The sequence below is a fragment of the Streptomyces sp. NPDC048257 genome, from assembly GCF_043201855.1.
In the GTDB taxonomy this organism is placed as follows: domain Bacteria; phylum Actinomycetota; class Actinomycetes; order Streptomycetales; family Streptomycetaceae; genus Streptomyces.
Genome location: NZ_JBICZI010000029.1, coordinates 36341 through 51095, shown reverse-complemented (window position 1 = coordinate 51095; position 14755 = coordinate 36341). Strand labels below are relative to the sequence as shown.

The following is a 14755-nucleotide window of genomic DNA, read 5'->3' as shown; positions in this document are numbered from 1 at the left end:
CAGATCGATAAGTTGGCCTAGGTCGAAAAGGGCGCCCTAGCTGCCTTCGCGCCAGGCCCGCCACAGTCGCGCGTAGCGGCCGCCCAGGGCGACCAGTTCCTCGTGCGTCCCCTGCTCCACGACGCGTCCCGCGTCCAGTACGGCGATCCGGTCCGCCGCCATCGCCTGGGTCAGCCGGTGTGCCACGAACAGCGTGGTCCGGCCCGCGCACGCGGCCCGCACGGCCCGCTCGAGCTCGGCGGCGCCCTCACTGCCCGCCTCTGCCGTGGACTCGTCGAGCACCACCACCGGGGCCCGGCCGAGCACCAGCCGGGCCAGCGCGACATGGGCGACCTTGGTGACGTCGAGGCGTTCGCCGCCCTCGCCGACCAGGGTGTTCAGTCCGTCGGGCAGTGCGTCCACCCATCCGTCGGCGCCGACCGTACGCAGGGCCTCCGTCAGCTCGGCGTCGGTCGCCCCCGGCGCGGCCAGCCGCAGGTCCTCGGCCAGCGAACCGGAGAACACGTGGGTCTCCTGCGTCAGGATGCTGACCAGGGCCCGCGCCCCGGCCTCGTCCAGACCGGCGAGGTCGGTGGACCCTACGCGCACCGAGCCGGCCTGCGGGGTGCCGATGCCCGCGATCAGTGCCGCCAGGGTGGACTTGCCCGCGCCCGTTGCCCCGACCAGCGCGAGCGAACCGCCGGCCGGGATCGTCAGGTGGACGTCCCGGACGACCGGCTCCTCGGAGTCGGGATAGCGGAAGGTCAGCCCCTCCACCTCGACGGCCACCGGGTGCGGCGCCTGCACCGCCTGCCCCACGGTCAGTGCGCCCACCAGCCGGTCCTCCGCGTCCTCCTCCAGGACTCCGACGAGGCGGGTCAGGCTCGCACCAGACTTCTGCGCCTCGTCGAAGGTGAACATGATGGAGCCGAGCGGGGTGAAGAGGCGGTGGAACAGCAGCGGGGCCGCCGACACCTCGCCGAGGGTCGCGGCGTCGGCCTCCAGGAGGGCGTACCCCACCACGATGATCAGGACCAGTCCGATGAACTCGGCCCGGTTCTCCCGGCCGACGAACCGGCCGAAGAGCCGGAACACCTCGATGCCGAGGTCGCGTACCCGCCACGACTCGTGGGTGACCTTCTCGCGGACGGCCCCCTCGAGGCGGTACGCCCGGACCGTGTCGATCCCGTTCAGTCCGCTGATCAGGGCCTGCGCACGGTCGGCCTGGGCCGCGCGCTGCGTGCGGTAGAGCGGGGCGGAGCGGGGGAGGTACCAGCGCAGGGCCAGCCCGTAGGCGGGCAGCGCGCAGGCACCGGCCAGACCGAGCCGCCAGTCCAGGCCGAACATGCCGAGCGTGGCGATCACCACCAGCACGCCGGCCGAGAACACGGTGGGGACGGCCGTTCTGATGCCCTTGGACAGGACGGCCACGTCGTCGCCGACCCGGGAGAGCACGTCTCCCCGGCCGACCTGCTCGATCCGCGCGCTGGGCATCCCCAGCACCGCCCGGACGGCGCCTTCGCGCAGCCGGGCGAGCAGGTCCGCGCCGAGGCGCCCGATGAGGTACGTGGACAGGGCGGTGGCCGCCGCGCCGAGCAGCGCGGCGGCCACCATCAACACCCCGGTCGTGACCAGGATCGAGCGCGGTCCGCCCTCGACCACCCCGTCGACGACCCGGCCGAGCAGGAGCAGCGGGAGTACCTGGAGGGCTGCCCCCGCCACCGTCGTGAACAGGGTGGCGAAGGTCAGCCACGGCACCTCGCGGCAGTGCGCCGCGACCCAGCGGGTGGCCTCGCGTCCGGTCGTCGTGCGCAGGGTCGGCGGGGCGACGCGCGTGGCGGTGATGCTCACACCTGGCCGACCGACTTGACGAGTTCGTCGATCGCGTACGGCAGGGACAGCAGGGTGCCCTGGGACATGGCCGCGCCGACGGCCGGGCCCTCGCTGTCGAGGAGGTACGAGACCTTGCCGTTCTTGACCGCGTTCAGGTTGGTGAAGAGCTGGAACTTCTTCAGTGCCTCCTGGTCCGCCTTGTCGGCGATGACGAAGATGCGGTCGACGTCGACGAGGTCCATGCGCTCGGGGGAGAGCGTGGTGTAGAACTTGCCGTCCGCGATCTTGTCGATCTCGGTCTGGCCCTTGTAACCGATGCCGGTCACGAGCCGTCCGCGCACGTCGGTGGTGGTGAACGGGGCCACCGAGTCCTTGTACCAGGACAGCGGGACGGCGGTCTGGTTCGCGAACTCGGGGTGCGCCTTCTTGGCCGCGTCGAGCTTGTCCTGGATGCCCTTGACCAGCTCGGTGCCCTTGCTCTCCTGACCGAGCGCCTTGGCGATGTGGACGGCGTTGTCCTGCCAGGGAGCGCTGAAGGGCTCCTTCTCGGCCTTGGTGCGGCCCACGGTCGGGGCGATCTTGGAGAGCTTCTCGTAGCCGGCCTGGTCGACCTCGGAGTAGACCGCGATGATCAGGTCCGGCCGCAGGGCCGCGATCTTCTCGTAGTTCGGTCCGGCATCGCCGTTGTTCATGATGACTTCGGGGCGCGCGTCGCCCCACTTGTCCTTCACCCAGGGCCACTGGGTGTTGATGTCGGGGGACGTGCCGGGCGGGTTCGGGTACTGGTCGACCATGCCGACCGGCTTGATGCCGAGCGCCAGGATGGCCTGGTCGTCGGTGTACCCGACCGAGACGACCCGCTGAGGGGCCTTCTCGACCTCGGTGGACCCGAAGGCGTGCTCCACGGTGACGGGGAACGTGCCCCCGGCGGCCGGGCCGTTGTCGCTCTTCTCGTCCGCCTGGTCCGCCGAGTCGGAACCGCATCCGGCGAGGAGCCCGACGCCGAGGGTCGCGGCGGACAGTACCGCCGTCAGCCGCTGCCAGGGCTTCCTACGTGTCGTTCGCTGGAGAAGCATCCGAATCCCTTGCTTTCGTGCCGTCCGTTGCGGTCCCGCCCGAGGTCAGCCAAACCCTATCGCGGTCAAGTGAGGCTAGCCTAGCCTTACTTGCGCCGTAACTATGTTTGATCTATTGGAGCCGCACATGGGCGCGGCCGATGGGCACGATGAGGGGGCGGTCCCCCACCGGGTCGTCGATCACCCGGGCGCGGAGCCCGAACGCCTCGTACAACAGCTCCGCGGTGATCACGTCACGCGGGTGCCCCTGGGCGAGGATCGAACCGTCCTTCATCACGATGAGGTTGTCGCTGTAGCGCGTGGCCAGATTGAGGTCGTGCAGCACCAGGACCACGGTGCAGCCCGACTCGTGCAGGTCGTCCACCAGGTCGAGCACGTCGATCGCGTGCGCCAGGTCCAGATAGGTGGTCGGCTCGTCCAGCAGCAGCAGGTCAGTGCCCTGAGCGAGCGTCATCGAGATCCAGACGCGCTGGCGCTGCCCGCCCGATAGCGCGTCCACGGGGCGGTCGGCCAGGTCGGACACCCCGGTCATCTCCAGGGCGTGCGCCACGACGTCGGCGTCGTCCGAGGACCACTGCCGCAGCCAGCTCTGGTGCGGGTGGCGGCCCCTGGCGACGAGGTCGGCCACCGTGAGCCCTTCCGGGGCGACCGGCGCCTGCGGCAGCAGGCCGAGCTTCTTCGCCACCTCCCTGGTCCTGAGCCTGCCGATGTCCTCGCCGTCCAGGACGACCGTTCCGCTGGTCGGCCTGAGCAGCCGCGACAGGGTCCGCAGCAGGGTCGATTTCCCGCATCCGTTGGACCCGATGATCGTGGTGATCACCCGCGGCGGGATCGACACGTGGAGATCGTCGATGACGACCCGCCCGCCGTACCCGACCGTGACCCCCCTGGCTGCCAGCCGTGCGGCCTCGTCCCCCTGGGACGCGATCCCGGCGATCTGCGATACGGCCACAACTCCCCCTGAAGTAGGCATGTCTGAAGAGATACCGGCTAGCGGAGGTTGGCCCGCACCAGCAGGTAGACGAGGAAGGGGCCGCCGATCACGGCGGTCACCACGCCCACCGGCAGGGTGATCGGCAGTGCCGTACGGGCGACCAGGTCCGCGCCGATCAGCAGCAGGGCCCCCACCATCCCGGAGGCCGCCATCGGCGGCGTCGGACACTTGGCCAGCCGCATCGCCACCTGCGGCGCCACGAGCGCGACGAACGGGACCGGGCCGGCCGCGCTCACCGCCACCCCGGCCAGCAGGACCGCGCACAGCAGCAGCACCGCCCGCACCCTCGTGTACCGGACGCCGAGGCCCGCGGCCACGTCGTCGCCGAGGTGCAGCGGCTTGAACTGGAACGCGACACCGGTCACGACGACCATCAGGGCGATGGTGCACCACAGCGCCACGCCCACGTCGCCCCACGACCGGTTGTCCAGCGAGCCGATCAGCCATGCCTGGGCCCGGGCCACGTCCCTGATGTCGGCCGTGACCAGCAGCCAGGTCGTGACGGCCTCCATCACGGCGCTGACCGAGATGCCGATGAGGACGAGCCGGAAGCCGTCGATCCCGCGCCGCCATGCCAGGAAGTACACGAGGAGACCCGTGCCGAGGCCGCCCGCGAGCGCCGCCCCGGACAGGCCCACGGAGTTGACGACCGCCGCGGCGGCGCCGCCCGACACGGTCACCAGGAACACCGCGACCGCGCCGGCGCCCCCGGTGATCCCCAGGATGTCCGGACTGGCCAGCGGATTGCGCGCGATGGACTGGGTGATCGCCCCGGACACCCCCAGTGCGACGCCCACGACGAGCCCGGCCAGGGCCCGCGGCATCCGCAGGTCCATGATCACGAACTTGTCGACCTGCTCGCCCCCGCCCAGGATCGTGGTGATCACCTGGGACAGGCCGATGGGGAAGTCCCCGACACCGATGGACAGGCAGAACACGAGGAACGTCGCCGCCGCCAGCAGCAGCGTGACGCTCACGACCCACGGCCGCCACACGAACGAGACGGGCCCGAGCCGCACGCCCGGCGTCACACTCACCGGGGCCTTCACTCCGGATGCCCTCACGCCGGATGTGCTCACGTCGGATGCCTTCGCGTCGGTCGTCCCGGTCATGCGCTCTTGAACTTTCCGCGCCACACCAGAGCCGCGAAGAACGGGGCTCCGAGCAGGGCCACGACGATCCCCGCGTCCAACTCCCCCGGACGCACCAGCAGACGTCCGGCTATGTCGCAGACCAACAGGACGATGGCACCGAGCAGACCCGCGTACGGCACCAGCCAGCGGTAGTCCGGCCCGGTCAGGTACCGGGCCATGTGGGCCACCATCAGACCGAGGAAGGCGATGGGGCCGCACGCCGCCGTGACCGCTCCGGCCAGCAGGGTGATGGCGATGATGCCGACGGTCCGGCTCAGCACGATGTTCACCCCCAGCCCCCGCGCGACGTCGTCGCCCAGGTTGAGCAGGTTCAGGGCGGGCAGTGTGACCAGCGCCAGCACCAGCCCGACGGCGACGAACGCGATCACCGGCCAGATGGTGTCGAAGCCGACCCCGGCCACCGAGCCCGCGTTCCAGAACCGCAGGGCGTTCAGCGAGGCCTTGTCCGACAGTGCGACCGCCGTGGTCATCGCGGCCAGGAACACCGTGATCCCCTGTCCGGCCAGTGCGAGGGTCAAGGGGTTACCGGCCCCCCGGCCGATGCTCGCCAGCCCGAAGACGATGACACCGGCGACCGCGGCGCCCAGGAAGGCGAACCAGACGTACTGGAAGGGGTTGGCGAAGCCGAACAGTGCGATCACCAGCACCACGGCGAACGAGGCGCCGGAGTTCACCCCCAGCAGGCCCGTGTCGGCGATCGGATTGCGCGTGTACCCCTGGATCAGTGCCCCGCCCACCCCGAGGGCCACGCCCGCCACCAGCCCGAGGACCGTGCGGGGCACCCGTACGGTCCGCACGATGAGCCGTATCTCGGTGAGCCGCTGGTCGGGGTCCGGAGCCGCCGACAAGCCCCGCCAGACCTCGGCGGGTGTCAGCGCACGCGCGCCGACGGCCAGCGACACCACCATGACGGCCAGCAGGACCAGCACCAGGGTGACCGAGCCCACGACCCGCCGCCGACGGACCTCCGATACGCCCCTGGGCACGGGGCGTTCCACTGCGATCGTGCCCATGTCGCTCTACGTCGTCCCTTCGATCAGCCGGGGGAAGGAGGGCCGGCAGGGCGTAACTTAGGCAAAGCTAAGCTGATTCCATGGCGCACTGTCGATAGACAAATCGGGCGGTCGAGAGCGAGAGACCGCCAACTCGCCCGTAAATATGTACTGTTGAGCGATTAGGGAAGCCTAACCTTACTCAATTTGCCCACGCTGTGCAAAACGCGCCCCGGCGACGGCCGGGGCGCGCTCCAGTCCGCGGGGAGTCCGCGCCGTCAGGTGTGCAGACGGCTGTTCGGCCCGTCCTGGTCACCGGCGCTCTCGTCGTTGAACCAGTAGTCCCCCGCCGCCAGGTACCGGAACGAGTGGGTGCTCTTGCTGGGCAGCTCGACGGTCACGGCGCGCTTGCCGTCCTTGCGCCGGGCCAGGGTGTGGACGCCGGGCTGCCAGTCGTTGAAGTCGCCCACCACGCTGACCGGTCCGGGCGGGGTGTCGACGGGCAGGATGAAGGTGACCTCGGTGCGGTCCTTGCGCAGTTTGCGCTCCAGCATGGTGAGCTCCTGACAGGGGCAGTGGGGGTGGTACGCCGCCCATAGTCGGCGGCGGACGCACCGGCCGCACCCCGGCGCCGCCACTCCCACCCCGGACCCCACCGGATCGAGTGACCCGCGGCCACGCGATGTCACCCTGCGTGTGCGGGGCCCGGGAACGCCCCTGCCGCCCCTGTCAAGGTACGAATGGCCGGGACTACGGCCCCGTCCCGCCCCCGGGCACGGTGGACATCGACCTTCCTGCGCCCAAGCAGGAGGGGAACGCCATCCGCACCGGAGGCATCCATGTTCCGCCGCGCAGGGGCCTTCGTGACCCGTCGTCCCCGACTCGTCCTCGTCGCCGCCCTCGCGTTCCTCGTCCTGTCCGTCCTGTTCGGTTCGGATGCGGCCGGCCGGCTGAAGTCGCAGGGGTACGACGACCCGCGGTCCGATTCCAGCCGCGCCGCGCACCTGTCCACCGAGCGCACGGGCGCCTCCCCCAACCTGGTCGTCGTCGCACAGCCCCGCAGCGGTTCCGTGGACGATCCGGCGGCCCGCGACGCGGGCGGGGAGCTGACCGAAAGGCTCACCGCGCAGCCGCACGTGAGCGCCGTGAGCTCGTACTGGACCGGGGGCGCGGCGGAGCTGCGCGGCCGGGACGGCCACGCGGCGATGCTGGTCGCGCACGTGGCGGGCGAGGGGGAGGAGCTCGGGGAACGGGCCGAGCGGCTGCGCGAGGAGCTGGCCACCCCGGCCGCGACCGCGACCGGCACTGCGACCGGCACTGCGACCGCCGCCGAGGCGGCCCTGACGGTGCACGTCGGGGGCAGGGCGCTCGTGGACGCCGAGCTCCAGGACCTCTCCGAGTCCGATCTGAAGCGGGCCGAGGCCGTCGTCCTGCCGGGCACGCTGATCCTGCTGGTCCTGGTGTTCGGCAGCGTGGTCGCCGCAGCCCTGCCCCTGCTGATCGGGGTCCTGGCCATCGCCGGGACGCTGCTGGTCCTGAGCGTTCTCGGCAGTGTCACCGACGTGTCCGTGTTCGCGCTGAACCTCACCACGGCCCTCGGCCTCGGGCTGGGCATCGACTACGGGCTGCTGATCGTCTCGCGGTTCCGGGAGGAGCTCGCCGCCGGATTCCTCCCGCGCACGGCCGCCGTACGGACCGTGCGCACCGCGGGCCACACCATCGCCTTCAGCGCCGCGACGGTCTCCGCCGCGCTCGCCACCCTGCTGGTCTTCCCGCCGTACTTCCTGCGCTCCTTCGCCTACGCGGGCATCGCGGTCGTGGTGATCGCCGCCGTGAGCGCCGTGACCGTACTGCCCGCCCTGCTCGCGCTGCTCGGACAGCGGGTGAACGCCTGGGCCGTGCCGTGGCGCCGCCGGGCCCGGTCCGGGTCCCGCTCCGGCTTCTGGGAGAAGCTGGCGCGGATCGTCGTGCGCCGCCCGCTGATCGCGGCGCTGCCGGTGATCGGTCTGCTGGTCCTGCTCGCCGCACCCTTCGCGCACGCCGACTTCGCCACCCCCGACGACCGGGCGCTGCCGGTGAGCGCGTCCAGCCGCCAGGCCGGTGACCTGGTGCGCGACCGGTTCGACAGCAAGGGTTCCAGCGCGCTGACCATCGTCGGCACGGGCAGTGCCGCCCCGCAGGAGCGGGCCGAGTACGCCCGTCGCCTGTCGGCGTTCGCGCAGGTCGCCCAGGTCACGGGGCCCGACGGAGGCTTCCGGAACGGCGAGCCGGCCGCGGCCGGATCCACGGCCCGGGCCGCCGCCGACGGACCGGTCCGGCTCTCCGTGGTGCCGCTGGCCGACCCTCAGTCGCACGCCGCCCAGCAGCTCGTCCGTGAGATCCGCGCGACCCCCGCCCCGGCGGGCACCGAGGTGCTCGTCGGCGGACCGAGCGCGGTCCTGGTCGACGCCAAAGCCACGGTGGGAGACCGGATCCCGCTGGCGCTCGCCCTGATCAGCGCCACCACCTTCGTGCTGCTGCTGGGCTTCACGCGCAGCCTGCTCCTGCCGCTGAAGGCCATCGCACTGAACGCGCTGAGCCTGGCGGCCGTCCTCGGCGCGATGGTGTGGGTCTTCCAGTCGGGTCATCTGCACCAGCTGCTCGGCTTCACGCCGGGACCGCTGAGCACGACCATGCCGGTCCTGCTGTTCTGCATCGTCTTCGGGCTCTCGGTGGACTACGAGGTGTTCGTCCTCGCCCGTATCAAGGAGGCGCACGACACCGGGCAGGACAACGCCACCTCGATCGTCTCCGGCATGGCCCGCACGGGCGGCATCGTCACCACCGCCGGCGCCCTGCTGGCCTTCACCCTCCTGAGCTTCGGCACTTCGCAGGTCTCCCTCCTCCAGTTCTTCGGGATCGGCGCGGGCCTCGGCGTGCTCCTCGACGCCACGCTCGTACGGGGTGTCCTCGTACCCGCGCTCATGCGCCTGGCGGGCGGCCTGAACTGGTGGGCGCCGCCCCTGCTGCGGCCCAAGGAGCCGAGTCCGGCCTCCCGGCCTCCCCCGGCCCCCGTCAGGAGGTGTCCCGCGGCCCGGCCCGCCCCGCGCACCCCGGCCCGCGCACGCCACTGACCACGGGCGCGCACACCCCCACCCCCTCCGTCGCCCGTCCCGCTCACGACAAGGAAGACCTCTCATGACCGACATCGCCATCACCGGACTCGGCTGCCGCTTCCCCGGCGCTCCCGACATCAGCGCCTACTGGAAGCTCCTGCTGAGCGGGGAACGGCAGTTCTCCGCCGTCCCGAAGGAGCGCTGGAACCACGAGACCTTCCACGAACCCGGCAATCCGTCCGCCCCCCATGCCGCCTACACCGACCAGGTCGCCTTCCTGGACGGCGTGGACCGCTTCGACGCCGTGCACTACGGCGTACCGCCCGCCCGCGCCCGGGCCATGGACCCGCAGCACCGGCTGCTGCTGGACGTCACGCGCGAGGCCCTCGACGACGCCGGGCTGGGCCGGGGGAACTTCGACCGGGAGAACACCGGGGTCTTCTGCGCCCTGTCGGTGTCCGACTACAAGGACCTCATGACGGCCCCCATCCGGGCCATCGCCCTGGCCGACGACGCGCGGCAGGCCTCGGCCGATCACGGCGGACTCCTCGACGCCCTCAAGGACCACGCGGGCGCGCTCGGCACCGTCCAGGCCTTCAGCCTGCCCGGGAGCCTGCTCAACATGGCGCCCGGCACCGTCAGCCGGCACTTCGACCTCGGCGGGCCCAGCTTCGCCGTCGACGCCGCCTGCTCCGGTTCGCTGGTCGCCCTGGACCAGGCCGTGGCGCACCTGCGCCAGGGCAGCTGCCGGATCGCCGTCGTCGGCGGCGTGTACCTCAGCCTCACGCCCGACAGCCTGATCGGCTTCTCCACGCTCCGGGCGCTGTCCGCCACCGGGGTGTGCCGCCCCTTCGACGAGGGCGCGGACGGCTTCGTCCTCGGCGAGGGCGCCGGCGCCGTCGTCGTACGGCCGCTCGCCGACGCGCTCGCGGACGGCGACCGCGTCTACGCGGTGATCAGGGGCATCGGCTCCGCCAACGACGGCGCGTCCCCCGGGCCGCTGGCGCCGGCCCCCGAAGGCCAGCTGCGCGCCTTGCGCCGGGCCTACGACGACGCGGGGGTCTCCCCGTCCACGGTGAGTTTCCTGGAGGCCCACGGCACCGGCACCACCACCGGCGACCGCGTCGAGGTGGAGGCGTTGCGCCGGCTGCGCACCGAGTACCCCGACGACGACCCCTCGCTGTGCTACCTCGGCGCCGGCAAGGCGCTCATCGGGCACTCCCTGTCCGCCGCGGGCATCGCCGGACTGATCAAGACGGCCCTGGTCGTCCACCACCGCACGATCGTTCCGCAGCCGCAGACCGCCCCGCGCGCGGAGCTGGGCATCGACGCGGCGGGCCTGAGGCTCGCGGACACCCCGCGGCCCTTTCCGGACTCCGGCGCTCCGCGCCGGGCCGCCGTCAGCTCGTTCGGATTCGGCGGGACGAACGTCCACGTGGTTCTGGAAGAGCGGCCCTCCCCCGGCCCCGTACCCGGGCACCTCCCGGACCGCGCCGGGGCCGCCGGACCGCAGCTCGTCCTGCTCTCGGCCGGCGACACCGAACTGCTGGACCAGCACATCGGCGACGTTCTCGACGCACTCGACACGGCGGACCCCGCCCCGCTGGCCGCCGTGGCCCACACCCTCGGCTCCCGTCGGCCGCTGACGGCCCGGCTGGCCGTCGTGGCCGACGACACCGAGGGCTTCGTGCAGCGCCTGCGCCACGCCCGACGGCAGCTCGCCGACGGCGACCGGGGCGAACTCGGCAACGGCGCCTACGCCGCCGACGCCCCGCTGCCGGCCGAACGGCGCCGTCTCGCTTTCCTCTTCCCCGGCCAGGGCAGCCAGCGGCCGGGCATGATGCGGGACCTGTACGAGAGGTTCCCCGTCTTCCGGGCGGCCGTCGACGGCCTCGGCGCCACGGTCCGCCAGGAGACCGGCTTCGACCCCGGCGACCTGCTGTACGGCGAGGCGGCGACGGCCGGCGACGACGGGGAGACCGGTCGCCGGCTCGCCTCGACCGAGGTGTGCCAGCCGCTGCTCGGTACCGTCCAGATCGCCGCCACCCGGCTGCTCACCGGCTTCGGCATCGCTCCCGGCCTCGTCCTCGGCCACAGCGTCGGGGAGTTCGCCGCGGCCGCGGCGGCCGGCGCCCTCACCGACGAGGACACCGTGCGCCTGCTGGTCCACCGGGGCGCGACGATCCGGGAGGTCGAGTCCGGCCTGCGCGGCGGAATGCTCGCCGTACAGACCGACAAGGAAACCTGCCGCCGGCTGATGACCGGCATCGACGACGTGTGGCTCGCCTGCTTCAACCAGCCGCGCCAGGTCGTGGTCAGCGGTACCCCGCACGGGCTCGTGGCCATGCGGCGGGCCTGTGCCGAGGCGGGGGTCGTCACGGTGGACCTCGACGTGTCGAACGCCTTCCACTCGCCCCGGCTCGCGGCCGCCGACAAGAGGATGCGCGCGGACCTCGCCGAGCGCCCCGTCAGGAGCCCCGTCCTGTCGTTCGTCTCGTCCGTGGACGCGGCCCCGTGCACCGACCCCGAGCGGCTGCGCGAGCTGTGGGCACGGCACGCGTCCGCCCCGGTCCGGTTCGCCGACGCCGTCCGCACCGCCTACGACCAGGGGGCCCGCGTGTTCCTCCAGGTGACCGGCGGCAACTCGCTCCTGACCTCGGTCCGGCGCAGCCTCACCGACCACGACGACGTGCACGTCGTCCCCGTCACCGGGGCCGGGCCGGACGGCGCCCGGAGCTTCGTACGGGCCCTCGCCCGGCTCGCGGTCCTGGGCGCGCCGCTCGACCCGCGGGCCCTGGTGCCCCGGGAGGAGCGCCGTGTGCTCGACCTGCCGGTGGCGCGGCTCGCCACCCGGTCCTACTGGGTGCCCCGGCGGCGCCCGGGGATGACGGACGCCTCCGCCGCCTTCCAGCAGCCCCACGCCCATGCCGGGCCCCGGCCCGTACCGCCCGAGGAGAACGCGATGAACGACTCGCTCCACGACCCGATGAAGGAACTGTTCCGGCTGATGCAGCAGCAGAGCGCGCTGATCGCCCACCTCACCGAGGCGCTCCCGAAGCAGGCCCCCGCCGCGCAGGCCCCGTCCGCCCCGGCCGGGGCGGACGCCCCCGCCGACGAGGAGCCGCCGCCGACCGGGGACATCACCGGGGTCACCGAGTCCGTGCTCGCGCACGTGGCCCGGGTCAGCGCGTTCCCGGAGGCTCACCTGCATCGTGACCAGCTGCTGGTCGACGACCTCGGTTTCGACTCGCTGATGCTCACCGACCTGTTCACCGCCCTCCAGCGGGAGTGGCCGCGGTGGACGTTCGACGAGACGGCCGCCGAGCGGCCCACCGTCGGAGGGATCGCCGCGATGATCGCCGGCGGCTGCCCGGACGCCGTACCGGCGGCCGTCCCCGGGCAGCGCTCCGGAGGCGACGACGTCCCCGCAGTCCCGGAAGCCCCGGAAACCCCGGCGGCGCCGCCCGCCGACCCGGCCCCGGCCCCGGCCCCGGCTACGGCCGCCACCGAGCTGCCCGAGGAGCACACGCGGATCGAGTGCTTCCCGGAGGTCACCGCCCACAGCGAGCGCTTCGCTGTGCTCTCCGAGCTGGGGCTGCCCAATCCGTACTTCCTCGTCCACGAGGGCGGCATGACGGACACGACCGTCGTCGACGGCCGCAAGCTCCTCTCCTTCTCCAGCTACAACTATCTGGGCATGGCGACCCACCGGCAGGTGAACCGGGCGGCCCAGGAGGCGATCGAACGCTGTGGTACCTCGGTGTCCGCCAGCCGCCTGCTGTCCGGCAGCCGGCCGCTCCACCTGGAACTCGAGAGCGAGATCGCCGACCTGCTCGGGTGCGAGGCGGCGATCACCCTGGCCAACGGCCACGCCACCAACGTCACCGTGATCGGGCACCTCGTCGGACCCGGGGACCTCATCGTCCACGACTCCCTCGCCCACGACAGCATCCTGCAGGGGTGCAAGCTCTCCGGCGCGACCCGGCGGCCCTTCCCGCACAACGACGCGGCCGCCCTCGAGGCCCTGCTGACGCAGGTCCGGGACCAGTACCGGCGGGTTCTCGTCGTCGTCGAAGGCGTCTACAGCATGGACGGGGACATCGCCGACCTGCCCGCCCTCGTCGAGGTCAAGCGCCGGCACGGCGCGCTGCTGATGATCGACGAGGCGCACAGCATCGGGACCATCGGCAGGACGGGACGCGGCATCGGCGAGTACTTCGACGTCGACCGCCCGGACGTCGACCTGTGGTCGGGCACCCTGTCCAAGGCTCTGGCGAGCTGCGGCGGTTACGTCGCGGGGAGCCGCGCGGTCGTGGAGTACCTGCGCTACACCGTTCCGGGCTTCGTCTACAGCGCCGGGATGACCCCGGCGGACACCGCGGCGTCGCTGACCGCCCTGCGCATGCTGCGGACCGAGCCGGAGCGCGTGACCCGTCTCGCGGAGAACGCGGCGCTGTTCGTCCACCTCGCGCGCGAGGCGGGCGTCAACACCGGGGACAGCCACGACACGCCGGTCGTCCCGTGCATCGTCGGGGACTCGCTGAAGACCCTGCGCCTCGCGGAGGCCCTGTTCCGGGCGGGCATCAGCGTGAACCCCATCCTCCATCCGGCCGTACCCGAGGAGCTGGCCCGGCTGCGCTTCTTCGTCACGTACGACCACACGCCCGGCCAGATCCGGCAGGCCGTGACCGCGCTGGCGCGTGAGCTGCTGCTCCTCGACACGGCCCATGCAGCGTGAGCGCCGCAGTCGTGACCCCGGACGCCACGGACCCCACGGACGCCGCCGCCACGGCCATCGGCGCCACGGCCATCGGCGCCACGGACACCGCCGCCACGGACACCGCCGCCATGGACTCCGGCACCTTCTTCCGGCCGATCGCTCAGGGCCGTATCCACCGATGGGGCGGGGCTCGCCTCATCGTGGCGCTGTCCGGCGACCTCCGGCGGGCACCGCCGCTCTCACCGGCCGAGCAGCGCGTGGCCGGCGCGCTGCCGGCCTGGCGGCGGGCGGAGTGGACGGCCGGCCGGCTGCTCGCGAAGTGCCTGGTCGGCGAGGCGCTCTCCGCCCCCGCGGACGAGGTGGAGATCCTCCCGCGAGACGACGGCAGCCCCTGTGTCCTGGTCGGCGGCAGCCCGGTGACCGCGCTGAACGTGTCCATCAGCCACACCTCCCGCCACGTCGCCGCTGCCCTCGCGCCGCAACCGGTCGGGGTGGACCTGTGCGAGGAGGCTTCGGCCGACGCCGTACGCCGGGTCGCGGAGCACTTCCTGTCGCCCCGGGAGCTCTCCCTCATCGGTACGGACCGGCCCGCCGCCCTGGCCGGGGCCTGGGCGCTGAAGGAAGCCGCGGTCAAGGCCGACCGCAGCGGTGTCTTCGGCGCGGCTCCGCGCGGGATCCCGATCCTGGGCCTGCGGCCGCCCGTCCTCGGCGGACGGCGCCGCGCGATGGTGTGGCGGGCGCAGGACGCGGCCTTGGCCCTCGTCCTCGCGCGCCCGGCCGATTGAGTACCCCGCGTGCGGGCACTGCGTTGGTGCTCCTTGCCCGGCTGGATGATCCTGGTCAGAGGAGCGCCTGGCCGTGCGGGTCCCGTGGGACGGCGGCAGCGGAACGAGCGAGGGCGAGATGAGTGGC

9 protein-coding genes are annotated in these 14755 nt (G+C 72.7%); 3 read left to right on the top strand and 6 right to left on the bottom strand.

Annotation, left to right across the window (positions count from 1 at the left end):
• Positions 1-36 precede the first annotated feature (36 nt).
• The 6 genes from ACGFZK_RS33520 to ACGFZK_RS33495 form a co-directional block, all read right to left on the bottom strand.
• Positions 37-1830, bottom strand: coding sequence for an ABC transporter ATP-binding protein (locus tag ACGFZK_RS33520; RefSeq protein WP_393852625.1), 1794 nt, complete (start codon positions 1828-1830; stop codon positions 37-39).
• Positions 1827-2888, bottom strand: coding sequence for an iron-siderophore ABC transporter substrate-binding protein (locus ACGFZK_RS33515; RefSeq protein ID WP_393852624.1), 1062 nt, complete (start codon positions 2886-2888; stop codon positions 1827-1829). The genes ACGFZK_RS33520 and ACGFZK_RS33515 overlap by 4 nt, the downstream gene beginning before the upstream one ends.
• Before the next feature lie 112 nt (positions 2889-3000).
• Entirely contained in the window at positions 3001-3840 is an 840-nt protein-coding gene (locus ACGFZK_RS33510) for an ABC transporter ATP-binding protein (protein ID WP_393852623.1), read from the bottom strand.
• Positions 3841-3878: 38 nt separating this feature from the next.
• Positions 3879-4994, bottom strand: coding sequence for a FecCD family ABC transporter permease (locus tag ACGFZK_RS33505; RefSeq protein WP_393852622.1), 1116 nt, complete (start codon positions 4992-4994; stop codon positions 3879-3881).
• Positions 4991-6049, bottom strand: a complete 1059-nt coding sequence (locus ACGFZK_RS33500) for a FecCD family ABC transporter permease (RefSeq protein WP_393852621.1) — start codon at positions 6047-6049, stop codon at positions 4991-4993. The genes ACGFZK_RS33505 and ACGFZK_RS33500 overlap by 4 nt, the downstream gene beginning before the upstream one ends.
• A 257-nt stretch (positions 6050-6306) precedes the next feature.
• Positions 6307-6582: an isoamylase early set domain-containing protein gene (locus tag ACGFZK_RS33495; RefSeq protein WP_030384091.1), complete on the bottom strand. Its 276-nt coding sequence runs from the start codon at positions 6580-6582 to the stop codon at positions 6307-6309.
• Between the two features lie 309 nt (positions 6583-6891).
• Here ACGFZK_RS33495 and ACGFZK_RS33490 point away from each other — a divergent pair, with 309 nt between their 5' ends.
• The 3 genes from ACGFZK_RS33490 (at position 6892) to ACGFZK_RS33480 (ending at position 14628) form a co-directional block, all read left to right on the top strand.
• Positions 6892-9141, top strand: coding sequence for an MMPL family transporter (locus ACGFZK_RS33490; RefSeq protein ID WP_393852620.1), 2250 nt, complete (start codon positions 6892-6894; stop codon positions 9139-9141).
• Between the two features lie 64 nt (positions 9142-9205).
• Positions 9206-13861 carry a type I polyketide synthase gene (locus ACGFZK_RS33485; RefSeq protein WP_393852619.1) on the top strand — a complete coding sequence of 1552 codons (4656 nt, stop codon included), beginning with the start codon at positions 9206-9208 and terminating at the stop codon, positions 13859-13861.
• Entirely contained in the window at positions 13858-14628 is a 771-nt protein-coding gene (locus ACGFZK_RS33480) for a 4'-phosphopantetheinyl transferase family protein (protein WP_393852618.1), read from the top strand. The genes ACGFZK_RS33485 and ACGFZK_RS33480 overlap by 4 nt, the downstream gene beginning before the upstream one ends.
• Positions 14629-14755: the final 127 nt, after the last annotated feature.

Excerpts from the sequence above, each read along its gene's own strand:
- ACGFZK_RS33495 (WP_030384091.1), bottom strand. The coding sequence starts at position 6,582 with ATGCTGGAGCGCAAACTGCGCAAGGACCGCACCGAGGTCACCTTCATC.
- ACGFZK_RS33505 (WP_393852622.1), bottom strand. The coding sequence starts at position 4,994 with ATGACCGGGACGACCGACGCGAAGGCATCCGACGTGAGCACATCCGGC.
- ACGFZK_RS33500 (WP_393852621.1), bottom strand. The coding sequence starts at position 6,049 with ATGGGCACGATCGCAGTGGAACGCCCCGTGCCCAGGGGCGTATCGGAG.
- ACGFZK_RS33485 (WP_393852619.1), top strand. The coding sequence starts at position 9,206 with ATGACCGACATCGCCATCACCGGACTCGGCTGCCGCTTCCCCGGCGCT.
- ACGFZK_RS33515 (WP_393852624.1), bottom strand. The coding sequence starts at position 2,888 with ATGCTTCTCCAGCGAACGACACGTAGGAAGCCCTGGCAGCGGCTGACG.